The following is a 23,550-nucleotide window of genomic DNA, read 5'->3' on the forward strand; positions in this document are numbered from 1 at the left end:
GCTCGCCTATTCGGCAGGTGCGATTGAACCGGCTTGCGTCAGGACCGCCGGTCGCGGCGTGCGCGACGTCCGACGCATGTCCTTCCGCACGAACCTGGTGCTGTAGCCGTTGAAGAGGTGGCCGAGCAGGCCGCGCTTGAGATCGGAGGTACCGAACAGCCAGTCCATGACCGGGAAGGTCAGGTTCATGTTCCGCTCCATCATGATCGACTGGTTATGATGTGCGGTGTGGTGCCGCCGGATCGTATTGACGAACGGCATGTTGCGCACGAACCAGTTCTCATCGACGTGACAGCAGAAGTGCATGAACTCGTAGATGAGATACATCGACGTGGTCGTGCTGATCAGCAGCCAGCCGACATTGGGGGAGATCAGCCAGCCCAGGATCATCGCCGGCACGATCGACATCAGAGTGAAAGTTACCAGCGCATAGGGTGGGAAGAAGGTGACGCGCCAGTCGTTGTGGTTGGCAAAGCGCATCTCCTGCTCGGTGAAAAACTGGTGATGCATCAAGGTGTGGCGGTTGTAGATCGCGCGGAACGCCTTGATCTGCGACGGTCGATGCATGACGTAGCGGTGGATCCACCATTCGAAGAAGTTGGCCGCCAGGAAAGTGATCGGCACGATCAGCCACTCCCACCAGCGCGGGCTCTCTATGTTGGCGCCGTAGATGAAAAGTGCCGTCAATCCGATGACGTAGATGACGAAGACGTGTAGCCAGCCATTGTACCAGCCGGCAATGCGCTTCCTGTAGGTGGCGCGGTACTGCCGCTGCCTGTCGGTCATCGGGCTGGTCGCGATCTCCATGGAATCGTCTCCGTCTTTCCGTGGCGCGAGGGCCTGCGTCCGTCTGACATATCACCAATCTATTAGAGCGGCAATGCCGCTCCTGCGGGCAGAATGCACTTGTTGAGAGGCTCCTTGTATATCCATGATATGGCAGGTGCGCGCGGCAGAGACTTTCGTCGAAGTGGGAGGAATGCGATGCGGCACACCCTTCGTGCCTTCTCGAAGCTGGCCGGCGCCAGCATTGCCGACCAGTGGAGAGCGAGATGAAACGATATGTCGGCGACCGGACGATCGATGGCGTCAAGGTGACCGTCGATGAGGTTCCGCTCAACCCGCGGACCGATGTGGCGGAGTACAGCAAGAACGGCTTCGAATGGAGCTATGAAGGGCCGGAGCCACGGCAGCTGGCACTGGCTCTGCTGGTCGACCATCTCGGAGAAGCAGAAGCAGCAAAGCGGGTCGTGGAGCCGTTCATGCGCAACGTCGTCGCCAACTTTGGTAACGAATGGGAGATGACCTCGGCCGATATCGATGCGGCGTTACCGGCGAGAGGCGCGGCCTAGATGGCACTGCAGTATCGCGCGGCCGTCCTGCATGCGTCCAAGACGCCGATGGTCGTCGAAACCATCACAGCGGCGCCTCTGAAGCCTACTGACGTGCTGGTGCGCATCCGCGCGGCAGGGCTCTGCCATACCGATCTGGAAGTTATCGAAGGCTCGTTGCGCATTCCGATGCCGATCGTACTGGGTCACGAAGCGGCTGGCGTTGTAGAGGAGGTGGGATCACTGGCGCGCGGGGTGAAGAAGGGCGATCACGTCGTGCTGTCATGGAACCCGCATTGTGGCCACTGCTTCTATTGCGATCGCGATCTGCCGATTCTGTGCGAGGACTATCTCGGCGAAGGCCCCAAGGCGCGCGCCTTCGACGGCGAGAGTCGGGCGCGGCTCGACGATGGCCGCGAGCTGCGGCAGCTCATGTTCCTGGGGGCCTTCGGGGAATACTGCATCGTTGCCGACCAGCAGGCGGTCGTCGTCCCGCGCGACATGCCATTCGATCGTGCCTGTCTGATCGGCTGTGGCGTGATGACCGGTGTCGGTGCCGGTCTCAACCTCGGTGCCATCGCTCACGGCGACACGGTGATGGTGATCGGCTGTGGCGCCGTCGGCCTCGCGGCCGTGCAGGGCGCGAGGCTGGCGGGCGCCGGTGCGATCATTGCTGTCGATCTGAACCCGGCCAAGCTGGCGCTCGCCACCTCCATGGGCGCGACCCATGTGGTCGATTCGTCGAAGGACGATCCTGTAGCGACAGCCAAAGCGGCGACGAACGGGCGGGGCGCGGATGTCGTTCTCGAATCGGCTGGCAGCCCGACAGCCTTTCGGCTCACAGCCGAGGCGGTCCGTCCCGGCGGGCACATCATCTGGCTGGGCAAGGTCGACGTACAGCAGGATGTCGCCTTCCGCTGGGGCTCCCTGATGCAGGAGAAACGCATCCGCCGCGTCAGCTATGGCAATGCGCGGCCGCGCCGCGACTTCCCGATGCTGGCGCGCGCCTATCTCGACGGATCGTTGATGCTGGACGAGCTGATCTCGCGCCGCATCAGGCTCGACGAAATCAACACCGGCTTCGAGGCCCTGAAACGTGGCGAAACCATCCGCAGCGTCGTGACCTTCGACTGATCAGGTATCGAGGGTCTTGCGGGCGAAGTCCTCGATATAGTCGATCAGTCTGTCGGAGGCGGTGGCGGCGGCCTTGGGCTTTCCTTCGGCCACGGCCTCGGCGACGGCGGCATGCAGCTTGGCGGCCAGAGGCAGATCCGCGACCTCTTGATAGTGCTGATACCAGAAGCGGCGGGAGAGGGCGTTCATCAGGCCCATCGAGCGCCGCGCGAACTCGTTGCGCGCGACCGTCGCGATCAGGCCATTGAAATGCTGATCGAGACGCATGAACTCCATGTCGTCGGCTTGCGTCGCCGCCTTCAGCATGCCGCGGGCCACTTCGGCGAACTGCTGGCGCTCCGCCGCCGTTGCACGCTCGGCCGCCAGGCGCGCCATCAGCCGTTCGAGTTCGCGACGAACCTCAAGCAGGCGGAGCTGGAGCCGCGGATTGATGTCTGAAACCAGAATGCCGCGTCTTGGCATGATGACGACCAGGCCGTCGCGCGCCAGTCTCTGCAGCGCTTCGCGGATCGGTGTGCGCCCGATATCGAGTCGTTCGGCGAGCGTATGCTCGGACAACACGGTCCCCGGTGGAAGCTGCAAGGTGACGATCAGCTCTTCGAGTTCCCCATAGGCACGATCGGTCAGGGTGACGTCATCCGGCCGGATGTGAGGTGCGGGACGCTTGAGGGATGTCTTCGACTTCAAGCTGTTGCCGCTCGCTGTTTCCTACCCAGGGTGAAACCCGTCCCAACCATATACCAGTCATATATTGCAAGGAAGCTTCGACCAGATCGGTGATCGAGCCAGCGAGCGAGGGTAGACGTTAGGCTACGGCTGCCATTGCACGGAAAACGCGCGCCGCGAGTTCCTCGGCGGTTAGGCCACGGCTTTGTTCGATCACGGCGACGCCGGCGCGCTTCATGGCGGGGGTGACGACGACGGGCTGCGAAGCGGCAATTTCCTGCAGCGGCAGCTTGGCATCGTAGGCCACGCGCGGACGGCGGGCGGCCTCGCAATGAGACTTCCAGTGGCCGTCGAGCTGTTGCAGCTCTCGGGAGAATTGCGGCAGCCGCTCCGCCGGTATCGTGCCCTCATGCCAGTCCGAATAGATGCGGCAGCTCAAACCCAGGACGGCAATGGAGAAAGCCTTCTGGGTCATCACGCCGCCGTCTATGGCGGAATTTAGAAAGGCGAACATATCGAGGATTGCTTGCACCGGTTCCTCCTCCGAACGGGTTCGGCAAAGATACTATGTTGGGAGTGCAAGCGAGGCCGCCAAGAGGCGACGAGGGGCCATTTGCCGCTCAGCCGCGCGTGATCGCCTCGCCAGCCAATGCATGACCTTTGGCGTTCCAGTGGTCATCGTTGCGAAATGGAAGGCGAGGGATTGTCTGCCGCTTCCAGGATAGGCCGCATGTCGAGGACGTCGGCTCCATGGCGTTCGAGCGCGGTAACAATTTGACGATGCACGCGATCCTCGATCAAGCGATTGTCGCCGACCCAAAGATCGACAGCAGCGCGATGGCGGTGCACGCGGAAGGCAGCCAAAGACGTTCATGGGGCGTGCATCTTGTTCGTTGGTATTTTGCAGGTCGATCCTACTTATCGTTGTGCGCGGCGTTGTGGTGGCGACAAGAGGCGCTTCCAGCCCATAAACTATCCGCCAATCCAGGAAAGAGCATCGCCATGCCCGACACCACGACTCTTGCCCAAGCCAAGCCGGACAAGGCCTCGGCGGCCCGGACCGAACACTTCGACGTCGTCATCGTTGGCGCCGGCATCTCTGGCATTGGCGGCGCCTACCATCTCACCACGCAGAGCCCAGGCCGGAGCTTTGTGGTGCTGGAGTCGCAGGAGAGCTTCGGCGGCACCTGGCTGACGCACAAGTATCCCGGCATCCGCTCCGACAGCGATCTCTACACCTTCGGTTACCGCTTCAAGCCCTGGACCGGCAAGCCGATCGCCACGGCCCACGAGATCCGCACCTACATGAACGAGGTGATCGAGGACAACGATCTCGCCCGCCATATCCGCTATCGCCACAAGATCGTCTCGGCCTCCTGGTCGAGCCGGGACAATCTCTGGACGCTCGAGGGCGTGCGCACCGACACCGGCGAGACCGTGCGGTTCACCGCCAACTTCCTGTGGATGTGCCAGGGCTACTACCGGCACGACGAGGGCTATACGCCCGAGTGGCCGGGCATGGAGAGCTTCAAGGGCCGGATCGTGCACCCTCAGACTTGGCCGGGAGACCTGGATTACTCGGGCAAGAAGGTCGTGGTCATTGGCTCCGGTGCAACGGCCGCGACCGTGATCCCGGCGATCGCCGAGAAGAGCGAGCATGTCACCATGCTGCAGCGCTCGCCGACCTATTTCATCCCGGCCCGCAATGCCAACGACCTCGCCGACACCCTGCGCCAGCTCGAGGTCGACGAGACGTGGATCCACGAGATCGTGCGCCGCAAGATCCTTCACGATCAGGCGGTGTTCACGAAGCGCTCCTTCGAGGAGCCGGAGCAGGTGAAGAAGGATCTGCTGGCGGGCGTGCGCGCCTATCTCGGCCCCGATCACGAGCACAATGTCGATCCGCACTTCCTGCCGAGCTATCGTCCGTGGCGGCAGCGAATCGCCTACGTGCCCGACGGCGACCTCTTCCGTGCCGTAAGTGCCGGCAAGGCCTCGGTCGTGACCGACGAGATCGAGAAGTTCGTCGAGAACGGCATCCTCTTGAAATCGGGCAAGGTGCTGGAGGCCGATATCATCGTGACGGCGACCGGCTTCCATCTCAGCGTCATGGGCGACATCGCCTTCGCCGTCGACGGCAAGCCGCTCGATTTCGCCGATACTGTCACCTATCGCGGCATGATGTTCACCGGCGTCCCCAACATGGTCTGGGTGTTCGGCTATTTCCGCGCGAGCTGGACCCTGCGTGCCGACCTCGTGGCGGATTTCGTCTGCCGCCTGCTCGGCCATATGCAGGAGAAGGGCGTCCGCAAGGTCGGGGTGTCGTTACGCCCCGAGGACAAGGACATGAAGCTCCTGCCGTGGATCGACCCGGAGAACTTCAATCCCGGTTACCTGATGCGCGGCATGCACCTCCTGCCCAAGCGTGGCGAGAAGCCGGAATGGCAGCACACGCAGGACTACTGGGGCGAGAAGAACATCTTCCCCGCAATCGACCTCGACGATCCGGCTTTCGTCTACGGCTGAAGAGGAGTCAGTTTGCCGGTGGCAGGTCCTTCAGGATCTGCTTGGCGACGGGCGACATCTCCTTGCAGAAGGCAGACTTATCCTTCTCGACGGCCTCTTCCATGGTTGCGTAGGCCTTGTCGAGCTTGCGGTCGGCAATATTGAGCTTCTTCTCTCCCCACTCGATCCAGTAGTCGAGGCGCTCTTCCTGGTTCTTGGTAAGATCGAGATCGCAGGCGTCGATGGCGATCGAAACGACATAAAGGCCGACGACCATGTCCTTGATCTCTTCCTGGGTCTGGGCATGGGCCGGCATCGCCATTGACGCAGCAACGACACCTGCCAGCAGGCAGGTAGACAGACGATACATTGAAACTCCCCCCGTTTTTCGGACGCGACCCTAATCGAGGGCGATGCAACTCGCCACTGTCGGCGGCTGTAAATCTCGGGAAATTGCAGTGGTTCACGATGTTGTGGTTCACTGGGGCCGAGGTCGCGAAGATCGCCAGCTCGCGGCGATCACGGTCTGGGGGAGTGTCGATGGCGGTCAGTAACACGCGCCGGGTCGTTGCGGCCGGCGCCATCGGCAACGTGCTCGAATGGTACGATTTCGCGGTTTACGGCTACTTCGCCACCGCCATCGGCCGCGCCTTCTTTCCCCAGGAAGACTCCGTCGCCCAGGTCCTGGCGGCCTTCGGCATCTTTGCCGTGGGCTTCCTGATGCGGCCCGTGGGCGGGGCCGTGATCGGCTCGATCGGCGACAAGTTTGGCCGGCGGACCGCGCTCACCGTCTCGGTCGCGGCCATGGCGATCCCGACTTTCCTGGTCGGCATCCTGCCGGACTACCAGGTGCTGGGCATCGCCGCGCCCATCATCCTCACCTTGCTCCGCATGGTGCAGGGCCTGTCGGTCGGCGGCGAGTACACGACCTCCATCATCTTCATCATCGAGCAGGCGCCGCCCAACCGCCGGGCACTGGTCGGTGCCATGGGTTGCTGCGGGGCTGTCGGCGGTATTCTGTTGGGATCGGCAACGGGCGCTCTCCTGGCGTCGGTGATGTCGGAGCAGGCGTTGGAGAGCTGGGGCTGGCGCATCCCCTTCATCCTGGGGCTGGTGGTCGGTCTCGCCGGCGTCGTGCTGCGCCGTCATGTCAACGAGACACCCAAGTCTGCGAGGAAAGAGAGTTCACCGCTGCTCGAGACCGTGCGCAATCACGGACCGCTTCTTGCCCGGCTTGCCGCTCTCTCGGTGTTCAACTCGGTCGGCTTCTACCTGATGTTCGTCTACATCGTGAGCTGGTTGCAGTTCGCCGACGGCATTGCGCCAGCGCGCGCCCTGGAGATCAATTCCTTCAGCATGATCGTGCTGCTGCCGGTTATGATCCTGATGAGCTGGCTGTCGGATCGCTATGGACGGCGGCCGATCATGCTTGCGGCCGCAGCGCTGGGATTCGTGGGCGCCTTGCCGTTTTTCTGGCTGATGCACCAGCCGGCGCCGGAAATCATCCTGCTGGGCCAGCTCGGCTTCGTCTTGTCGGTCGGCACTTTCATCGGCGCACAACCGGCATTGATGGTCGAGGCCGTACCCGCGGAGATCCGCTGCACGGCGATCGCCCTGGGCTACAATGTGACCTTGGGCATAGTCGGCGGTTTGAGCCCACTGGCGGCGACATGGCTCGTTCACCGGACCGCAAACAATTACAGTCCGGCTTTCATGATCATGGCCGCCGCCGCCATCTCCTTCGTGGCGATCCTGAAGTTCGGCGAGACCTATCGGGTGAAGCTCGAACCAGCCTGAATGACCTCACTGCAGCTTGATGCCGGCCTCTTGGATCAGGCCGCTCAGCAGACGGCGTTGGCCGTCTAGCCAGGTCTTGAACTCGGCCGGCGTGCTGGCGATCAGCTCGGCGCCGCTCGGATCGAGCCGCTCCTTGACCTTGGGGTCCTTGATCGCTTCGGCGACAACGGCCTGCATGCGGTCGATCAAGGCTGGCGGCGTACCCGTCGCGGCAAAGAGGCCGTTCCAGTCGTTGAGATCGAAGCCGGGATAGCCACTCTCCGCGAGAGTCGGTGCCTCAGGATAGGTGGAACTCCGCTTGAGGCTGGTGACGGCCAGGACGCGAGCACGACCGGCCGCAACTGGCGGACGGATCGAGCTGGTGGTGATGATCACCGAGTCGATTGCGCCAGCACCGATGTCGCGCGCCGCGTCCGCACCGCCGCGATAGGGTGCGTGGATCAGCTTGATTTGGGCGCGTCGTTGCAGCTCTTCACCGGCCATATGGCCCATGCCGGCGGCAGGAGGCGTGCCATAGCTGATCGTACCGGGCTTGGCCTTGGCGGCAGCGATGTATTCTTGGATCGTCTTTGCCGGAAAGTCGTGCTTCACCGCCACGACCTGCGGGAAGCTCGACAACTGTGACACGGGAACCCATGTCTGCACATAATCGAACGGAAGATCCTTGATCAGCAGCGGATTGGTGATCTGGTTCGCGGCGTCGATGAGGAAGGTTTGACCGTCGCGCGGCGATTGCAGGACGGCGTTGGCGGCGACGACCGCGTTGCCGCCTGTGCGGTTGTCGATGATCACTTGCTGGCCAATGATCTCGCTCGCCCTCACGGCGACGTTGCGGGCCACGGTGTCGGCCGCGCCGCCCGCGGCGAAGGCCACGATCCAGCGAACCGGCCCCTTTGGCCAGTCGCCTTGGGCGAAGCCCTCGCGGGCAATGAAGGGCGCCGCGAAGCCGGCGGTAAGCAGTGTGCGGCGCGTGGTCTTCATCTCAGCCTGCCAGTTCCGGCACGACCCATAGAGCCGGTTCGCCGCGCGCCACGCGCTGCACATTGTCGAAGCCATTACGCAAACGCGTGATGTTGCTCTCGAAGGTGGGGCCGGCGAGATGCGCCGTCAGGATCACGTTGTCGAGCTTCAGCAGCGGGTTGTCGGGCGGCGTCGGCTCTTCGTCGAACACGTCGAGGCCGGCGCCGAACAGGTTGCCGGACGAGAGGGCAGCCGTCATGGCCTTCTCGTCGATCACCGGTCCGCGCGACGTGTTCACGATGATCGCCGACTTCTTCATGACGGCGAGTTCTTCTTTGCCGATCATATGGCGTGTCGAGTCATTCAACGGCACGTGCAGCGACAACACGTCGGAATGGCGCAGGATTTCGGGCAGCAGCCGGAAGCGCACCCCGAGGGCATCCTCTTCTTCTTCCTTCAGCCGCTTGATGTCGTAGTAGTGGACGATCATGCCAAAGGCCTGGGCGAGCTTGGCTACCTTCTTGCCGATCGTGCCGAGACCCACGATACCCAGCACCTTGTTGCGCACTTCATGGACGGTGGGCGGTGCGTTGCCGTGCCAGCGGCCGGCCACGACGTTGCTGTGCTGGGTGATCAGCCGGCGCGACACGGAGAGCATTAGTAGGATGGCATGCTCGGAGACGGCGACTGAATTGGCACCGCCGTTGGCGCAGAGCGGTACACCGCTTTTGCCGGCGGCCTCGAGGTCGGCCCGGTCGTAACCTGCGCTCAGCATCTGCACCAGCCTGAGATGCGGCGCTTCCTTGTAGAGCTGAGGAGTGACGTATTGCTGGATGAAGCCCACGAAATAGTGGGCGCCGGGCAGGGCGGCCTTCTGCTCCGGTGAATTGTGCAGAGCCTTGACGATCTCGAAGCCCTTGGGGGCGAGGTCGTCGACCATCGCCAGGCAGTCCTTCGGACCAACGACCAGAATACGCTCGACCATTACCAAGCCTCCGCAGCGACACGATGTCCTTTGAGGAGTCCGGGCAGGCGCCCGGGCTCCGTGCGGCCCCAGCCGCATTCGGCCGAGAGGCCGAAATCGTCGACGAACCGCCGCGCCGCCGCGATGCGGGCACGATCTCCCGCTTCGTCGTCATGATGCAGCAGCCCGAGATAAAGCCTTGCCCCTGCCGGCCGCTTCCAACCTTTGAGTGGCGCATAGTACGCGTCGTCGGTGCGATCCCGAGGGACGGGAATGTGCAGGAAGTCGATGCGCCGGCGCGTCGCCTCGGCAATGCCTTCCATCATCTCGACAAGGATGGCGGCATCCTTGGGCTGGACCAGATGCTCGTCCTTGGGGGATCCGTAGCAGAGGTGATAGCCCAGCTCTACATCGGCGGGCACGGCGTTACCTAGCCTGCCAAGCATGTCAAAGATCTGTCGCTTGTAGTGGGGCGGCCGGTCCTTGAAGTAACCCTCGAAGGCCAGCACCTCCTGGCAGACATCCCATTGGATCGCGAGATCCTGGACCGGGATTGCCTTCACGATATTGGTCAGGGCCGCCTTCAGGGCCCGCTCGTAGACCTCGAAATAGGTCTCGCGTGCCGGGCCGCTGACATACAGATAGCCGCTGGCCTGTGGCGTCGGCAGGCAGACCTGGAAGCGTGTGCCGGCCGGGATCGCGCCAGCGGTGCGCAGGCGTTCGAAGATCGCCCAGGAGGCGAGGGCCGCCCTGTCGTAGCCGGTCTCGAAGGCGACCGTTGCCGGATCGACGCCAGGCTTGAAGCGCACTTGCTCGATCTCACGCACCAGCTTGCCGTCCCATTGTACGAACTTGTAGGGCGGCACGGTCGGATCGATTTCCATCGCCGGGTGGTCGAGCAGCATCTGACGTTGGAAATAGACCCAGCGCGAACGCTCCCCGGTCTCGCCATCGGGAATGCGGCTGAGGTGCGGCCCAAGCTCCGATGCGAGGGTGCGGAACACCGCTTCGCTGCTGTCGAGCGGTATCGAGCCGATCAGGTGCAGGCGACCGAGCGCGATCGTCACGCCACCCTCGTCATCGTGTCGGCGATCTTCTCGGCCGTCATCAGGGTTGGGAAGTTGGTATTGGCGCAGGGCACGACCGGGAACACCGAGGCGTCGACGACGCGCAATCCCTGAACGCCCTTTACGCGGCCTTCAGTGTCTACGACGGCCATCGGGTCGTCGGCGCGTCCCATGCGACAGGTGCAGGAGGCGTGCCAGACGCCGATCGCAGCCTTGCGCACGAAGGCCTCCAGCGCGTCGTCGTCGCTCATCACCTGCTCGAAGGTGAAGCCTTCGACGACGAAGTTCTCGATCATGTAGCGGCGTAGCGCCGACGGCCCATCGAGCAGGACCGACACGGCGCGGGTCAGCCATTTGTTCTTGGTATTCACCACGCCGATCTGGCGCACCTTGTCGCTGTAGGAAGCAGGGAACGGGATATCCGTCACCGCCTTCAGCGCATCGGTCATTTGCACCGCGGCCATCAGTTTGAAGCCGCTCATCAAGCGATCTAGGTCACGCTTGTCGGAGAGCAAGTTGAACTCGACGACAGGCTCGTTGCGCCAGTCACGTGTGGCGAGCTTGACCTGGCCGGTCTCCGAGTAGGTCTTGTTGATGAAGGTGAGCAACGAGGCGATCTGCTCGCCGACGGCATGCCAGGCCGACTTGCTGACGACCGCCACGAACATGTCGCCCTTGGGTATGCCCGGAAGGTTGGAGGAATAGCGCAGGCCGACATGGATGTGACGGCGCGTGTGTTCGCGGAGGCGGGCGCGGCGCTTGATGAAGGAGGAGAGGGCGATCGAGGGATGGTCCATCAGCCGCTGGCCGACGCCGGGCAGGGCCGAGATCACCGGGATGCCGAGTTCGCTCAGATGCCCGACCGGTCCGATACCGGCCCGCATCAGGTGCGCGGGCGAATGGATGGCGCCGCTCGACAGGATGATTTCGCGGCCACGGAACTCCTGCTCCTTGCCGCCGACCATTGCAGTCACGCCGATGCAGCGTGTGCCCTCGAACAGCAGCGACTTCACCTGCGTATCGGTCGAGATGGTGAGGTTGGAGCGCTTGCGGGTTTCGGTGTCGAGATAGCCCATCGCCGCCGATACGCGGCGCTCTTCGGCGTTGGAGTGGGTGACCGGAAAATAGCCGTCGACGAACTCGCCGTTCTGGTCAGGCAGGTATTTGAAGCCCTTGGTTTCCAAAGCCTTGCCGACGGCTTCGGCATGACCCGCCCAATGCGCGCGCGGGATGCGGCGCACGGGGATGCGGCCATCCTTGCCGTGCAGCGGCCCATCGAAATCGAGGTCGCGCTCGACCTTCTTGAAGTAGGGCAGGACATCGTTCCAACCCCAGCCCGTGGCGCCACGGCTGACCCATTCGTCGTAGTCGGTCGGAGCGCCGCGATTGGCCATCTGGCCGTTGATCGAGGAGCCGCCGCCGAGCACGCGCGCCTGCTCATACTTGCGCAGCGGCGGGCGGTTTTCCTGCGGATTGTTGTGGCTCACGACCTGGGTGTGGACCTTGAGGTCGGTCCAGTGAAAGCGTGGGTCGAAGTAGGCGGTTCCGGAGTAGCTGTCGGCGATTTCCTTGGGCTCGCGGCCCGGCGGTGTGTCCTGGCCAGCTTCACAGAGCAGCACCTTGGTGGCGCTGCGGGCGGACAACCGGTTGGCCATGACCGATCCGGCCGAGCCTCCGCCGACGATGATGTAATCGTACACGAGCGTTTCCCCTGGATTGTGGCTTTGTCTTGGTCTTGTGGGCGGCACGCTAGCACGGTTGCGTGCAGTTGTGGCCGCCGACCTTGCCGGCTTTCGCAAAGCCTGCAATCGTTTCGCGTCGCTTCGTGAGGGAGGTTTCGTATGCCGGACGTCACAGCCGCAAACGCCGATATCGCCACGCCCGAGCTCATGAAGGCGATCTCGGCCGCCTTCAACAGTCGCGACGTCGATCGCATCGTTTCCCACTTCACCGACGACGCCACTTTCTGGTTGGCGCGCGGTCCCGAACCGGTCGGCCGCACGCTCCACGGCAAGGAGACGATCCGCAAGACGCTCGCCGATCGCTTCAAGGTGATCCCCGACATGCGGTGGGACCACAAGGAATATATCTACGCCGGCAACCGCGCGATCTCGATCTGGACCGTCAAGGGCAAGGGCGCCGACGGGGAGGACCTGAACTACCAGGGCTGTGACATCTATACTTTCCGCGGCGGCAAGATCGCCGCCAAGGACACTTACTGGAAGATCGTCGAGCAGAAGGATCGCCTGTAATGGCTCACGACCTCGTCATCCGCGGCGGCACTGTCGTCGACGGCTCCGGGAAGAAGCGCTTCTCGGCCGATGTCGGCATCAAGGACGGCAAGATCGTCGAGATCGGCCGCATCGCCGCCGGCAGTGCCAAGCGCAGCCTCGATGCTGACGGACTGATCGTCTCGCCGGGCTTCATCGACGGCCACACCCACATGGATGCGCAGGTCGCCTGGGACCCCCTGGGGAGCTGCTCGTGCTGGCACGGCGTCACCTCGGTGGTGATGAGCAATTGCGGTTTCGCCCTGGCGCCCTGCAAGCCCGAGGATCGCGACTGGTACGCGCGCTGCCTCTCGGCGGTCGAGGATATCCCGACCGAAGCGATGGCCGCCGGTATCGACTGGACCTGGGAGACCTTCCCGGAATATCTCGCGACCGTCGAGCGTCTGCCCAAGGCCATCAACTACGGCATGTATATCGGCCATTCGGCGCTGCGCATGTACGTCATGGGCAAACGCGCGCTGTCGGAGAAGGCGACCGACGAGGACATGACGCGCATGGCGCTCGCCGTGCAGGAGGCGCTGAAAGCCGGCGCCATGGGCTTCTCGAGTTCGCGCGCGTCCACGCACGTGACGCCGGAAGACAAGCCCGTGGCGAGCCGCATCGCCGAGTGGGAGGAAATCGACCGCATCATTGCGGCCATGGCCGAACTCGATGCGGGCATCTTTCAGGTCGGTCCCGACATCGCGAGCGGTGCGCACCATCGCAGCTTCCTGGAGCGGCTGCGCAAGGTCGCCTTGGAGTACAAGCGACCGATCATGTTCGGCGTGCTGGCGACGAAGCAGGGCGACGATCCGACCGGCTGGGAATACCAGACCCGCTACATCGACGAGACGGTGGCGGCGGGCGGCCGCATGTTCGGCCAAGGCACCACGCGCTCGATCAATGCGATCTTCTCGCTGAAGTCTTATCTGCCGTTCGACGTACTGCCGGCCTGGCGTCCGCTGCGAGCACTGCCGCTTGCCGAACAGAAGAAGAGGCTCGCCGACCCCGCCGTGCGCCGCGAGCTGGTAGAGGCAGAAAGCCGGATGAAGCCGCGCGACAACGTCTTCCAGGGCGGAGGGGCTGCGACGACGGATCCGCGCAAGCCCGATTATTCCAACCTGTTCGCGCTGAAGGGCGTCGACTGGGACGATCCGACGGTGGATCAACTGGCCAAGGCGCGGGGGCAGCATCCGGTCGAGGTCATGATCGACCTGTCGCTGGCCGACGAGAACCAGGTCTATGTCCAGCCGCTGGTCAACGAATCGCCCGACGATGTGCTCGGCATCCTGAAGCACCAGCGTACGCTCGCGACCTTCTCCGATTCGGGCGCCCATGTCTGCCAGGAGATGGGCTCGTCGTTGCAGACGCATCTTTTGAGCTATTGGGTGCGCAAGCGCGGCGCCTTCACTCTCGAGCAGGCGGTTAAGAAGATCACGCACGACAATGCTGTGGCTTGGGAGCTCAAGGGGCGTGGTTTGGTACGTGAAGGCTATCAGGCCGATCTCGTGCTGTTCGAGGAGAACGGCATTCGGCCCCAGCTCCCGACCGTCGAGCATGATCTGCCGGGTGGTGCACGACGGCTGGTACAGAAGGCCGACGGCATCAAGGCAACACTGGTGAACGGCGCCATCGCCTTCGAGGATGGCGATGCGACGGGCGCTTTTGCCGGTACCGTCTTGAAGGGCAGGCTCGCGTCATGAAGACGTTGGCGGTCTTGCTCGTCCTTCTGGTAGCAGGCGCCGCTGCTGCCCAGACGCCATCGCCGCCACCCGCCAGCACGACCGGCAGCGCGGGCGTGAAGCAGCATCTGCAATCGCTGCACTACGGCAATGTGCATAACCTGCGCCGCGGTCCTGACGGCCAATGGACCGGCAAGGCGACGCAGAATGGTGTCCAGAAGAACGTCACCGTCTCCCCTAACGGGACCGTCAGAGCCCGTTAGGCGAGTTCCTTTCGGACGATCGCGGCGCCTTCGCTCAAGGCCTTGAGCTTCCCGAAGGCTGTGGCTCGGGGCAGGTATTTCATGCCGCAGTCGGGCGCGGGCAGGAGCTTGTCCGGACCGATATGCTTCAGGCCGGCGCGGATGCGGTCGGCGACTTTCTGCGGCGTCTCGATCTCGGGATCGCTGAGATCGATAACGCCCAGCATCACCTTCTTCGGCGCGAGGTCCCTCAACACACCGAGGTCGATCTTGGGCTGGGCCGATTCGATCGAGATCTGCTGGGCGATCGTGTCGGAGAGTTGCGGCAGGAAGGAGTAGCCAGTGGGCTTCAGCCCGGTGACGACGGCTGCATAGCCAAAGCAGAGATGTACCACTGTCGGCACGGTGAGGCCCTGGAGTGCGCGGTTGATCGCCTTCACGGCATAGCGCTGCGCTTCCTCGGGATTGTTGCGCAGCCACGGCTCGTCGAGCTGGATCACGTCGGCACCGGCCGCCACCAGCTCGTGCGCCTCCTCGTTCACCGCGGCGGCATAGTCCATGCACATAGCCTCGGCGTCTTTGTAGAACTCGTCCTTCACCTGCTGGCCCATGGTGAAGGGGCCGGGCAGGGTGATCTTGGCCAACCGGTCCGTGTTGGCTCGTAGGAACTGCATGTCACGCAGCTCGATGGGGCCAGAGCGCCTGATCTTCCCGACGACCCGCGGCACGGGTGTGCGGTTGCCCGTGCGGTTCACGATCTCGGCGGGATGATCGTCGTCGATGCCCTCGAGCGCCGTCGCAAAGCGATTGGAATAGCTCTCACGACGCATCTCGCCATCCGTCACGATGTCGATGCCAGCCCGCTCCATGTCGCGGATCGCCAACAAGGTGGCATCGTCCTGTGCCTGTTCGAGATAGGGTTCGGGCACGCGCCAGAGTTCCTTGAGACGCGTGCGCGGCACAACCTTGCTCAACATCTGTCGGTTGACGAGCCAGTCCGGCTGCGGGTAGGAGCCGACAACGGTCGTCTGCAATAGTGCTTCGGTCATGGTTGGTTCGCAGTCTGGGTAGGCGCAGGGTGCGTGCGTTGCAATGAAAGGTCTGTCAGCTGTTCGTCAGCCGGCGGAGATATCGAGTAGTCATGAGTATGATCACCAAAGGGCTGCTCGTCAGCGGCTTACTTGTCAGCCCACTCTTTGCCTCGGCACCGGCTTTTGCCCAGACGATGGATGATGCGGCTTACTGCCAGGCACTGATCAAGAAGTACTTCAAGTTTGCGCCAGCGCACCGACGGGAGATGGCTGGCACAGTCGAGGTCAATGTGGCCATTGAGCAGTGCAAGGCCGGCAACACCGCCGCCGGCATTCCGGTGCTGGAGAGCAAGCTGCGCGACGCCAAGATCGACCTGCCGTCGCGCGACACCCCGCTCGCTAAGCCTTGACCGGATCGATCGGCGTCACGATCCCCTCGGCTGCCTCGATCACCTCGCCGGCGTCGAGGCAGAGATCCTCGCGGTTGCGCATAGACATGATCTGAACGCCGGTGCGCAGCTTACCGTGACTGCCGACCGGCACGGCGAGACCGGGTAATCCCAGGAGCGGCGCGAGCAGGGCGGCGCGCATCGACTCCAGCACTTCTTTCTGGCCGCTGGGCGTGATGTCCGCCACCTGCTTGGGCGGCAGATCGCAAAGCGTCGGCAGGATGATCAGGGGATATTGCTGGAAGAAGCTCATCCAGCGATAGGCCAGTGCCTCGCGCTCGGTCAGAGCTGCGACATAGGTCGCGAGGTCGACCGGCTTGTGGATTTCGAGCCAGGCCTTCATCGCCGCGATGCCGTCGGGGTCGCCCATCTTCTGCATGGTGGGCCACAGGCCGCCGAGCACATCGGTGACGCAGATCTGATGCCACAGCTCGACGCCGCGCTCGATGTCGGGCGGAAGCACTTCCTCCACGACATAGCCTGCTGCCTGAAGATGCTTGCCGGCAAGCCGCACGGCGGCAACCTGCGCGGGGTGGCTCTTGCCGCCCGGCACTTCGGGCACGATCGCAACCTTGATGGGCCGCGCCGGCGGCGGACCCTGCATCGGCACGTCGTTCCAGCGCCAGTCGCGCCGGTCGCCGCGCGCCATTACTTCGAGGGCGAGACGCGCGTCGCGCACTGTGCGGGTATGTGGACCCTGCACGGCCATCAGCACCGCACCGATCGGGCGGCCGGTCGCTGCTGCGGTCGGGTTGAAGGATGGAATACGAGCGAAGCCCGTGCGCAGGCCGACGACGCCGTTGCAATAGGCCGGGATGCGCACCGAGCCACCGATATCATTGCCATGGGCGATGCAGCCGATGCCCGTCGCGGTCGCGGCACCGGCGCCGCCGCTCGAACCGCCCGGCGTCACCGAGGGATCGCGCGGGTTCAGCGTGCGGCCATGCAGTGCATTGTCGGAAAAGATGCGCATGGAGAAAGCCGGCGCATTGGTGCGGCCGACGATGATTGCACCGGCATGCTTCAGGTTGGCAACGACGGGGCTGTCTTCCTGGGCAATCAGGTCCTTGAGGGGAATGACACCGTTGTCGGTCGGCAGACCTTGCTGGTCGACGTTGATCTTGGTCGTGACCGGCACACCGTGCAGTGGCGGCAGGGCATGGCCGCGCGCCTGTGCTGCATCGGCCGTCTCGGCCTGGGCGCGCGCTTCGTCTTCGAGGACGCGGACCACGGCGTTGATCGCGGGGTTGACCTTGTGCAGGCGGCCGAGGACCGAATCGACGGCTTCACGCGCCGAAGCCTGGCCTGTCCGGATCAATCGCGCCAGGTCGGTCGCGTCGTACTGCCAAAGTTCCATGATACCCTCGCTCAACTCGTCAACGGATCGAGGGCGAAGAAGATCACGTGAGCATGCAGAGCCGCAATGCCGAAGTCACCGTGGCCGTTGTTTCGTCACGTGGCTTTGGAAGGCAAGGAGAGCACTCGACGGCAGCATGTCGCGCCGACGTACGAAGACAGTTTGAACCAGCGCTTCCGAAGGCTTCAGGCGATGGGCCCGTATGCGGGCGCCTCGCCACGCCGGGCCGATCAGCGTGCGCGGCAACAAGGTGACGCCGAGGCCTGCGGCGACTGCGCCGAGGATTGCTTCCAACGTTCCAAACTCCAGGCGGCGCAGACCGACGATGCCGCGATGTGCCAGCACCTCTTCGAGACGCTGCCGGTAGGAACAGCCGGCGCGCAGGACGACGAGGCGCAGATCGGGCTGTTGCAGCGCAGCCGTTACCGACAAGGCCATCGGTGCGCTGAGAAGGGCCAGTTCCTCCTCGAAGGCTGGAGCAGAAACCAGTTGGGGATGCACGACCGGTCCACAGACGAAGGCGCCCTCGAGTTCACGGCCGAGCACGCGCTCGACCATTTCCGCCGTCGTTCCGGTGCGCAGCACGAGATCGACGCCGGGATGAGCGCGCGCATAGGAGGCGAGCAGCGGCGCGAGACGTAGCGCGGCTGTCGTCTCGAGGGAGCCGACGGTGAGAGTGCCGCGTGGGGCGCCGTCGTCACGTGCGGCCCGGCCGGCCTCGTCCAGCAGGGCGTCGATGCGAGCTGCATAAGGCATCAGTCTTTGACCGGCCGGCGTCAGTCGTGCGCCCGATCGGCTACGTTCGAATAGCGCGACGCCAAGGATGGACTCGAGCCGGCGCACGCGCTGAGTGACATTGGATTGTACGGTGTTCAGCTCGCGCGCAGCGCGGCTCATGCCGCCTAGCCGTGCAACAGCTTCGAAGGTGGCGAGGTCCCTTGCGTCCATAGGATCAATTTATCAGATGGATACGATCAATTTAAATCGCTTTTTGTGATGTTAGCGAGCCCATAAACTGTCGAAGAACAGCCACTGGAGTCCACTCATGAACTGGCAGGATCGTCGTCTTCTCGACCTTTTCGGCATCGAGCACCCCATCCTGCAGGCGCCTATGGCCGGCGTGACCTCGCCGCAGCTCGCCATCGCGACTTCGGAAGCAGGCGCTCTGGGGTCCATTGCCGGTGCCATGCTGTCGCTCGATGGGCTGCGCCAGGAATTTCAGGTGGTGAAGCAGGGCACCAGCCGATCTTTCAACGTGAATTTCTTCGTGCACAAGCCGCCAGCCGTCGATGCTGCGCGCGATGCCCGGTGGCGCCAGAGGTTGGCGCCTTATTATCAAGAGCTCGGCGTGCCCGCCGACGCCAAGGGCCCGTCGCGCGCTGCGTTCGACGGCGCGGCCTGCGACCTCGTGCTGGAGTTCAAGCCCAAGGTCGCGAGCTTTCACTTCGGCCTGCCCGATCGCACGCTGATGCAACGGTTGAAAGGGGCGAAGATCCTGGTCATCGGCTCGGCGACCACGGCCGAGGAAGCGCGCTGGCTGGAAGGCGAGGGCGTCGATGCGGTGATTGCCCAGGGCGCCGAAGCCGGCGGTCATCGCGGCATGTTCCTGACTGACGATATCGCACGCCAGGCCGGCACGATGGCGCTGGTGCCGCAGGTGGTGGATGCGGTGAAGGTGCCGGTCATCGCCGCCGGTGGTATCGGCGACGGCCGAGGCATCGCGGCGGCACTGGCACTGGGTGCTGCCGGCGTTCAGATCGGCACAGCCTTCATGCTTACGCCGGAAGCCAAGACGGCGCCGATGCATCGCGCGGCTCTCAAGAAGGCCAACGACAACAGCACGACACTGACCAATGTGTTTACCGGCCGGCCAGCGCGCGGCATCGTGAACCGCGTCGTGAGCGAGGTCGGCCCCATGAGTCCCGATGCGCCAGCCTTCCCCTTGGCCGCCGAGGCGATGCAGCCCCTGCGCGGGCCCGCCGAAGCCAAAGGATCGACGGACTTCACGGCGCTGTGGAGCGGGCAGGCGCCGACCCTGGCGCGCGAGATGCCGGCTGGCGAGCTGGTGGCCGCGATGGTGCGTGAAACCGGCGCTGCGTTCAGTCGCGCGCGGGGATGACCGCCGCAAGGAGCTGATCGACGAAGCCGCGCGTAATCGGCGCGTGGCCCATCAGCAGGCGGTAGAAGAGCGGCCCGAAGATCAGGTCGAGCGAGAGTTCCATATCTTCGGGCGGCGCAATTGCCTTGTCGGCGATGCAGCGCTCCAGGAGTGCGCGCGTCGCGTCGCGGTTGCGCGCGATGAATTCATTGCGGAACGCCTTGGCGAGTTCAGTCTCTGACTGGGCGGCGGCCACCATCGCCGCGACGCTGCGGCCCGCTGGGGCGGCGAAAGCGTCAGCCAGCGCATGGAGCTGCGCGCGCAAGGCTGCCAGCGGGGTACGCGGTGATTTGGCGGCTTCGGCAGCGCCCGTCGTTTCGAGGAAAGCAGCCATCGCCACTGCCGGCGCGTTGGGCCAGTAACGATAGATCGTAGGCCGGCTGACCTCGGCCTTCTGAGCGATCGCCTCGATGGTGACGCTGGTGAGCCCGCCACGTTCGAGCAGGGCACGGGCCGCGGCAAGGATGGCGGCGCGGGTGCGGGGATCGCGCGGACGGCCGCGCGGCGCAGGTTGAGAGGGGGCTTGACGGGACATCTATTAACGTTACGATACGTAACGTAATATAACACAGGTGATGCCATGGACGCAAAGCAGACGAAGGCGGACCGCAACGGCGGCCTGACCGTTCAGCCGCATCTGACCGTGCATGACGCCAAGGCCGCGATTGATTTCTACGTGAAGGCCTTCGGGGCCGTGGAGCAGTTCCGGCTGGTCGAACCCTCGGGCCGGGTTGGCCACGCCGAGATCACGATCGGCAACAGCCTCTTGATGGTGAACGACGAATACCCCGACTTCGGCGCCAGATGCCCGGCGGCGATCGGTGGTTCACCGGTCGCTTTCCGCATCGAAGTGGCGGATGCCGACGCTGCGGTTGAACGTGCGGTCAAAGCGGGTGCCACAGTGGTGCGGCCGGTGCAGGACGAATTCTACGGCGACCGCATGGGCATGGTCGCCTGTCCCTTCGGCTACCGCTGGTCGCTCGCCCAGCCGAAAGAAGTCGTGAGCCCGGCCGACATGCAGAAGCGCTGGACGAAGATGCTCGAGAACGGGCAGGCGTAGTCACCCCGCGCGCCTCCCTTTGGTATCGATGTGACAGGGACTATAGTCGCATCGACGCGTAAGCGTATTAGGGAGGTTAAGTTGAAAAAAATCGTTACTGGCGCGGCGCTGGCCGTGTTGTTTTCGGCAGGCAGCGCCCTTGCACAAGCGCCACTGAAAATCGGTGTCATCGCCGGTTTCTCCGGTGTCTATGGCGATCTGACGTCCGGCCAGTATGAAGCGGCTCAGATGGCCGCGGATGAAGTCGGCGGCAAGGTATTGGGTCGACCGATCGAGATCCTGCAGGCGGACCATCAGAACAAGGCCGACGTCGGCGTTACGATCGTGCGCAAGTGGTACGACACCGATGGGGTGTCGATGGTCACCGGCATCGATACGTCGTCGGTGGGCTTGGCCGTGCGCAAGATTGCCCAGGAAAAGGGCAAGATCGACCTCAACGTCGGCTCTGCGACGGCGGACCTCACCGGGCCGGCCTGCTCGGAAACCGGCGCCTCCTGGATCTACGACACCTACGCTCTGGCGCAGGTCACGGGCTCGGCCCTGGTCAAGGCCGGCAACGACTCATGGTACTTCATCACGGCCGACTACGCCTTCGGTCACGCCCTGGAGCGCGACGTGACGGCCGTTGTGACCAAGGCCGGCGGCAAGGTGGTGGGCGGCATCAAGCACCCGATCTCGTCGCAGGATTTTTCGTCCTATTTGCTGCAGGCCCAGGCATCGAAGGCCAAGATCATCGGGCTGGCCAATGCCGGCGCCGACACCATCAACACCATCAAGCAGGCGGGTGAGTTCGGCATTACCAAGGCCGGTCAGAAGCTTGCCGGCCTTCTGATATTCTCCTCCGACGTGCAGGCGCTGGGCCTGAATGCGGCCCAGGGCCTGGTGCTTACTGAATCGTTCTACTGGGATCTCAACGACCAGACCCGGGAATGGACGGCCAAGTTCCGCAAGCGCAAGGACAAGGTGCCGAACATGACGACCGCGGGTGTCTACAGCGCCACGCTGCACTATCTGAAAGCTGTGCAGGCGGCCGGCACGGACGAGCCCAAGGCTGTCATGGCGAAGATGCGCGAGATGCCGGTCAATGACGTCATGACCAAGAACGGCAAGCTGCGCGAGGACGGCCGTCTGATGCGCGACATGTACCTGTTCCAGGTCAAGGCGCCGTCGGAGTCCAAGAGCAAGGACGATATCTACAAACTGCTCGCCACCGTGCCGGCCGAGCAGGCCTTCCGCCCGCTGAAGGACGGCGGCTGCCCGCTGATCAAGAACTAGAACAGACCTGAGGAGAAGAGGACGTGGTCATACGGCCACGTTCTCTTCGATCCACGCCGCATAGGCCGGGGCGACATGCTCGAAGGCGAAGGCATGGATCGCCGGCAGTTCGTAAGAATGCAGTTCGCGGATCGCCCGCTCGACAGCCGGGTAGTGATCGTTGATCGTCTTGAAGAGCACGCGATATTCCTTGCCGTGCTCGATGGCACCCTTCCAGGGGTAGATGCTCTCAATGCGCGAGATCTGGGCGCAGGCAGCGAGCTTGGCTTCGACGAGCGCGCGGGCCAGCGCGCGCGCCTCCTTGCGATTGGCGACCGTTGTGACGACGGCAATAGCGGTCATTTCTCCCGTCTCTCGTTACGCTCGGCCGGCATCACCGTGATGCGGCGCAGGTCGCTGCCGGCGATCACCGTCAGCACCGTCTCTATGCCGATGCGCTTGCCGCCCAGCAACCTCACAAGATCGTCGGCACCGGTGACCGGCTCGCCGGCGAGCGCGATCACAATGTTGCCGGTCTGAAGACCCGCCCGTGCCGCTGGCCCATCGGGTTCGAGGCTCGTGATGGCGACGCCGCGCGGCTGGGCGAGGCCCAGCGCCAGGGCGAGCCGCCTCGGCAGCGGTACGGTCTGGCCAGCGACGCCGATAAAGGCCCGGCGCACCCTGCCGTGACGCACGACCTCGCTGACCACATGGCTCGCCGTATTGCTGGCGACGGCGAAGCAGATGCCCTGGGCGCCGGCAATCACGGCCGTGTTGATGCCGATCACCTCGCCGCGCGACGAGACCAGGGGCCCGCCGGAGTTGCCAGGGTTGAGGGCGGCGTCGGTCTGGATGACGTCGTCGATCAGCCGCCCGGTCTGGGCGCGCAGCGATCGGCCGAGTGCGGATACGACACCCGCCGTCACCGTCGATTCGAAGCCCAGCGGGTTGCCGATCGCGACCACGAGCTGGCCGCGGCGGAGCCCCTTGGAATTGCCAAGGCGTGCCGCCGGCAGGGAGACGTCGTCGATGATGCGCAGCAAGGCGAGGTCGGTATGCGGGTCGTTGCCCAGCACGCGCGCGGTGACCGTGCGCGTATCGGCCAGGGCCAGCCGCACCGTCGAGGCATTCTGCACGACGTGGGAGTTGGTCAGCACCAGTCCGTCGGGTGAGATGACGACGCCGGAGCCCGTGCCGCCGCGTCGCCGGGTCTCTGGATCGGCCGGCGTCTCGACACGCACGACGGACGGACCGACCAGGTCGACGACGTCGACCACGGCCTGCGAATAGGCATCGAACAGTGGCCGGTCGTCGACGGTGGTTTCGCGATGGGTACCAGGTATCGAAGCGCCGGGACGCTCGTCACCGATGAGAAGGGGATCGAAGTCGAACATGTCCCCATATGGGGAGTGCATACAGTTTCCGGTAGCCGAACGATCTGCGAGGATTAGCCGAAGTGTTCTTCGGCGTCGGATGCCTTGCTGCTTTCGTGATCGGCTGGATGCTGGCGGCCGTAGGCGGCTACCGAATCCAGGAAGAGGAATCGGGTCCATGGCGCCGTTTATCCTGATGTTCGCGGGAAGCATAAGCTTCGTCTTTGCCCCGTTGCTGGCGCTTGGGACC

At 64.0% G+C, this 23,550-nt stretch carries 25 protein-coding genes; 11 read left to right on the forward strand and 14 right to left on the reverse strand.

Annotation, left to right across the window (positions count from 1 at the left end):
* Positions 1 to 6: 6 nt before the first annotated feature.
* Positions 7 to 807, reverse strand: coding sequence for a sterol desaturase family protein (locus EPO50_RS03645; RefSeq protein WP_296341293.1), 801 nt, complete (start codon positions 805 to 807; stop codon positions 7 to 9).
* A gap of 245 nt (positions 808 to 1,052) precedes the next feature.
* Here EPO50_RS03645 and EPO50_RS03650 point away from each other — a divergent pair, with 245 nt between their 5' ends.
* Together EPO50_RS03650 and EPO50_RS03655 are read left to right on the forward strand one after the other, a co-directional pair.
* A complete protein-coding gene (locus EPO50_RS03650; RefSeq protein WP_296341294.1) occupies positions 1,053 to 1,352 on the forward strand; it encodes a DUF6166 domain-containing protein in 300 nt (99 codons plus the stop codon).
* Positions 1,353 to 2,465 carry a Zn-dependent alcohol dehydrogenase gene (locus tag EPO50_RS03655; protein WP_296341295.1) on the forward strand — a complete coding sequence of 371 codons (1,113 nt, stop codon included), beginning with the start codon at positions 1,353 to 1,355 and terminating at the stop codon, positions 2,463 to 2,465.
* Here the strand turns inward: EPO50_RS03655 and EPO50_RS03660 are convergent, their stop codons facing one another.
* Together EPO50_RS03660 and EPO50_RS03665 are read right to left on the reverse strand one after the other, a co-directional pair.
* A complete protein-coding gene (locus EPO50_RS03660) occupies positions 2,466 to 3,152 on the reverse strand; it encodes a GntR family transcriptional regulator (protein ID WP_296341296.1) in 687 nt (228 codons plus the stop codon).
* A 118-nt stretch (positions 3,153 to 3,270) separates the two neighbouring features.
* Positions 3,271 to 3,663: a hypothetical protein gene (locus EPO50_RS03665; RefSeq protein ID WP_296341297.1), complete on the reverse strand. Its 393-nt coding sequence runs from the start codon at positions 3,661 to 3,663 to the stop codon at positions 3,271 to 3,273.
* A 470-nt stretch (positions 3,664 to 4,133) separates the two neighbouring features.
* Between EPO50_RS03665 and EPO50_RS03670 the strand changes: the two genes are divergently transcribed.
* Complete coding sequence (locus EPO50_RS03670; RefSeq protein WP_296341298.1) at positions 4,134 to 5,657, forward strand: NAD(P)/FAD-dependent oxidoreductase; 1,524 nt, start codon at positions 4,134 to 4,136, stop codon at positions 5,655 to 5,657.
* A 7-nt stretch (positions 5,658 to 5,664) separates the two neighbouring features.
* Here the strand turns inward: EPO50_RS03670 and EPO50_RS03675 are convergent, their stop codons facing one another.
* A complete protein-coding gene (locus EPO50_RS03675; RefSeq protein ID WP_296341299.1) occupies positions 5,665 to 6,006 on the reverse strand; it encodes a hypothetical protein in 342 nt (113 codons plus the stop codon).
* Between the two features lie 170 nt (positions 6,007 to 6,176).
* Between EPO50_RS03675 and EPO50_RS03680 the strand changes: the two genes are divergently transcribed.
* Positions 6,177 to 7,433, forward strand: a complete 1,257-nt coding sequence (locus tag EPO50_RS03680; RefSeq protein WP_296341300.1) for an MFS transporter — start codon at positions 6,177 to 6,179, stop codon at positions 7,431 to 7,433.
* A 6-nt stretch (positions 7,434 to 7,439) separates the two neighbouring features.
* On the opposite strand, the gene EPO50_RS03685 is transcribed toward EPO50_RS03680, so the two are convergent.
* Genes EPO50_RS03685 through EPO50_RS03700 form a run of 4 tightly spaced genes read right to left on the reverse strand, consistent with a single transcriptional unit; the run spans position 7,440 to position 12,124 of the window.
* Positions 7,440 to 8,414 carry a tripartite tricarboxylate transporter substrate binding protein gene (locus EPO50_RS03685; protein WP_296341301.1) on the reverse strand — a complete coding sequence of 325 codons (975 nt, stop codon included), beginning with the start codon at positions 8,412 to 8,414 and terminating at the stop codon, positions 7,440 to 7,442.
* Position 8,415: 1 nt separating this feature from the next.
* The gene (locus tag EPO50_RS03690) at positions 8,416 to 9,378 is read right to left on the reverse strand and encodes a D-isomer specific 2-hydroxyacid dehydrogenase family protein (RefSeq protein WP_296341302.1); all 963 of its coding nucleotides are present in this window, start codon (positions 9,376 to 9,378) and stop codon (positions 8,416 to 8,418) included.
* Positions 9,378 to 10,424: a hypothetical protein gene (locus EPO50_RS03695; RefSeq protein ID WP_296341303.1), complete on the reverse strand. Its 1,047-nt coding sequence runs from the start codon at positions 10,422 to 10,424 to the stop codon at positions 9,378 to 9,380. The genes EPO50_RS03690 and EPO50_RS03695 overlap by 1 nt, the downstream gene beginning before the upstream one ends.
* A complete protein-coding gene (locus tag EPO50_RS03700) occupies positions 10,421 to 12,124 on the reverse strand; it encodes a GMC oxidoreductase (RefSeq protein ID WP_296341304.1) in 1,704 nt (567 codons plus the stop codon). The genes EPO50_RS03695 and EPO50_RS03700 overlap by 4 nt, the downstream gene beginning before the upstream one ends.
* 141 nt (positions 12,125 to 12,265) lie before the next feature.
* On the opposite strand from EPO50_RS03700, the gene EPO50_RS03705 reads away from it, so the two are divergent.
* The 3 genes from EPO50_RS03705 to EPO50_RS03715 are packed head-to-tail and all read left to right on the forward strand — an operon-like array spanning position 12,266 to position 14,639.
* A complete protein-coding gene (locus EPO50_RS03705; RefSeq protein ID WP_296341305.1) occupies positions 12,266 to 12,676 on the forward strand; it encodes a nuclear transport factor 2 family protein in 411 nt (136 codons plus the stop codon).
* Entirely contained in the window at positions 12,676 to 14,397 is a 1,722-nt protein-coding gene (locus EPO50_RS03710; protein WP_296341306.1) for an amidohydrolase family protein, read from the forward strand. Before EPO50_RS03705 ends, EPO50_RS03710 begins: the two co-directional genes overlap by 1 nt.
* A complete protein-coding gene (locus tag EPO50_RS03715) occupies positions 14,394 to 14,639 on the forward strand; it encodes a hypothetical protein (RefSeq protein WP_296341307.1) in 246 nt (81 codons plus the stop codon). The genes EPO50_RS03710 and EPO50_RS03715 overlap by 4 nt, the downstream gene beginning before the upstream one ends.
* Here the strand turns inward: EPO50_RS03715 and EPO50_RS03720 are convergent.
* Entirely contained in the window at positions 14,636 to 15,667 is a 1,032-nt protein-coding gene (locus EPO50_RS03720) for a 5-methyltetrahydropteroyltriglutamate--homocysteine methyltransferase (RefSeq protein ID WP_296341308.1), read from the reverse strand. The two genes, EPO50_RS03715 and EPO50_RS03720, sit on opposite strands and share 4 nt — an antisense overlap.
* A 92-nt stretch (positions 15,668 to 15,759) precedes the next feature.
* Here EPO50_RS03720 and EPO50_RS03725 point away from each other — a divergent pair, with 92 nt between their 5' ends.
* A complete protein-coding gene (locus EPO50_RS03725) occupies positions 15,760 to 16,059 on the forward strand; it encodes a hypothetical protein (protein WP_296341309.1) in 300 nt (99 codons plus the stop codon).
* Here EPO50_RS03725 and EPO50_RS03730 read toward each other — a convergent pair.
* Together EPO50_RS03730 and EPO50_RS03735 are read right to left on the reverse strand one after the other, a co-directional pair.
* Positions 16,049 to 17,455: an amidase gene (locus tag EPO50_RS03730; protein WP_296341310.1), complete on the reverse strand. Its 1,407-nt coding sequence runs from the start codon at positions 17,453 to 17,455 to the stop codon at positions 16,049 to 16,051. The two genes, EPO50_RS03725 and EPO50_RS03730, sit on opposite strands and share 11 nt — an antisense overlap.
* A 75-nt stretch (positions 17,456 to 17,530) precedes the next feature.
* The gene (locus EPO50_RS03735) at positions 17,531 to 18,403 is read right to left on the reverse strand and encodes a LysR family transcriptional regulator (RefSeq protein ID WP_296341311.1); all 873 of its coding nucleotides are present in this window, start codon (positions 18,401 to 18,403) and stop codon (positions 17,531 to 17,533) included.
* Positions 18,404 to 18,500: 97 nt separating this feature from the next.
* Here EPO50_RS03735 and EPO50_RS03740 point away from each other — a divergent pair, with 97 nt between their 5' ends.
* Positions 18,501 to 19,574, forward strand: coding sequence for a DUF561 domain-containing protein (locus EPO50_RS03740; protein WP_296341312.1), 1,074 nt, complete (start codon positions 18,501 to 18,503; stop codon positions 19,572 to 19,574).
* Here EPO50_RS03740 and EPO50_RS03745 read toward each other — a convergent pair.
* Complete coding sequence (locus tag EPO50_RS03745) at positions 19,555 to 20,148, reverse strand: TetR/AcrR family transcriptional regulator (protein ID WP_296341313.1); 594 nt, start codon at positions 20,146 to 20,148, stop codon at positions 19,555 to 19,557. The genes EPO50_RS03740 and EPO50_RS03745 overlap by 20 nt on opposite strands.
* Positions 20,149 to 20,193: 45 nt before the next feature.
* Here EPO50_RS03745 and EPO50_RS03750 point away from each other — a divergent pair, with 45 nt between their 5' ends.
* Positions 20,194 to 20,673 carry a VOC family protein gene (locus tag EPO50_RS03750; protein ID WP_296341314.1) on the forward strand — a complete coding sequence of 160 codons (480 nt, stop codon included), beginning with the start codon at positions 20,194 to 20,196 and terminating at the stop codon, positions 20,671 to 20,673.
* 81 nt (positions 20,674 to 20,754) lie between these two features.
* Positions 20,755 to 21,948: an ABC transporter substrate-binding protein gene (locus EPO50_RS03755; protein WP_296341315.1), complete on the forward strand. Its 1,194-nt coding sequence runs from the start codon at positions 20,755 to 20,757 to the stop codon at positions 21,946 to 21,948.
* Between the two features lie 27 nt (positions 21,949 to 21,975).
* Here EPO50_RS03755 and cutA read toward each other — a convergent pair whose 3' ends face one another.
* Together cutA and EPO50_RS03765 are read right to left on the reverse strand one after the other, a co-directional pair.
* The gene (cutA, locus tag EPO50_RS03760; protein ID WP_296341316.1) at positions 21,976 to 22,290 is read right to left on the reverse strand and encodes a divalent-cation tolerance protein CutA; all 315 of its coding nucleotides are present in this window, start codon (positions 22,288 to 22,290) and stop codon (positions 21,976 to 21,978) included.
* Positions 22,287 to 23,342, reverse strand: a complete 1,056-nt coding sequence (locus tag EPO50_RS03765) for a trypsin-like peptidase domain-containing protein (protein WP_296341317.1) — start codon at positions 23,340 to 23,342, stop codon at positions 22,287 to 22,289. The genes cutA and EPO50_RS03765 overlap by 4 nt, the downstream gene beginning before the upstream one ends.
* Between the last annotated feature and the right edge of the window lie 208 nt (positions 23,343 to 23,550).

The sequence above is a fragment of the Reyranella sp. genome (assembly GCF_004297405.1).
In the GTDB taxonomy this organism is placed as follows: Bacteria; Pseudomonadota; Alphaproteobacteria; order Reyranellales; family Reyranellaceae; genus Reyranella.

Coding starts and splice junctions, on each gene's coding strand:
- EPO50_RS03675 (WP_296341299.1), bottom strand. CDS start 6,006: ATGTATCGTCTGTCTACCTGCCTGCTGGCAGGTGTCGTTGCTGCGTCA.
- EPO50_RS03750 (WP_296341314.1), top strand. CDS start 20,194: ATGGACGCAAAGCAGACGAAGGCGGACCGCAACGGCGGCCTGACCGTT.
- EPO50_RS03715 (WP_296341307.1), top strand. CDS start 14,394: ATGAAGACGTTGGCGGTCTTGCTCGTCCTTCTGGTAGCAGGCGCCGCT.
- EPO50_RS03745 (WP_296341313.1), bottom strand. CDS start 20,148: ATGTCCCGTCAAGCCCCCTCTCAACCTGCGCCGCGCGGCCGTCCGCGC.
- EPO50_RS03655 (WP_296341295.1), top strand. CDS start 1,353: ATGGCACTGCAGTATCGCGCGGCCGTCCTGCATGCGTCCAAGACGCCG.
- EPO50_RS03650 (WP_296341294.1), top strand. CDS start 1,053: ATGAAACGATATGTCGGCGACCGGACGATCGATGGCGTCAAGGTGACC.
- EPO50_RS03735 (WP_296341311.1), bottom strand. CDS start 18,403: ATGGACGCAAGGGACCTCGCCACCTTCGAAGCTGTTGCACGGCTAGGC.
- EPO50_RS03645 (WP_296341293.1), bottom strand. CDS start 807: ATGGAGATCGCGACCAGCCCGATGACCGACAGGCAGCGGCAGTACCGC.
- EPO50_RS03670 (WP_296341298.1), top strand. CDS start 4,134: ATGCCCGACACCACGACTCTTGCCCAAGCCAAGCCGGACAAGGCCTCG.
- EPO50_RS03690 (WP_296341302.1), bottom strand. CDS start 9,378: ATGGTCGAGCGTATTCTGGTCGTTGGTCCGAAGGACTGCCTGGCGATG.
- EPO50_RS03740 (WP_296341312.1), top strand. CDS start 18,501: ATGAACTGGCAGGATCGTCGTCTTCTCGACCTTTTCGGCATCGAGCAC.
- EPO50_RS03680 (WP_296341300.1), top strand. CDS start 6,177: ATGGCGGTCAGTAACACGCGCCGGGTCGTTGCGGCCGGCGCCATCGGC.
- cutA (WP_296341316.1), bottom strand. CDS start 22,290: ATGACCGCTATTGCCGTCGTCACAACGGTCGCCAATCGCAAGGAGGCG.
- EPO50_RS03725 (WP_296341309.1), top strand. CDS start 15,760: ATGAGTATGATCACCAAAGGGCTGCTCGTCAGCGGCTTACTTGTCAGC.
- EPO50_RS03710 (WP_296341306.1), top strand. CDS start 12,676: ATGGCTCACGACCTCGTCATCCGCGGCGGCACTGTCGTCGACGGCTCC.
- EPO50_RS03685 (WP_296341301.1), bottom strand. CDS start 8,414: ATGAAGACCACGCGCCGCACACTGCTTACCGCCGGCTTCGCGGCGCCC.
- EPO50_RS03720 (WP_296341308.1), bottom strand. CDS start 15,667: ATGACCGAAGCACTATTGCAGACGACCGTTGTCGGCTCCTACCCGCAG.
- EPO50_RS03765 (WP_296341317.1), bottom strand. CDS start 23,342: ATGCACTCCCCATATGGGGACATGTTCGACTTCGATCCCCTTCTCATC.
- EPO50_RS03705 (WP_296341305.1), top strand. CDS start 12,266: ATGCCGGACGTCACAGCCGCAAACGCCGATATCGCCACGCCCGAGCTC.
- EPO50_RS03730 (WP_296341310.1), bottom strand. CDS start 17,455: ATGGAACTTTGGCAGTACGACGCGACCGACCTGGCGCGATTGATCCGG.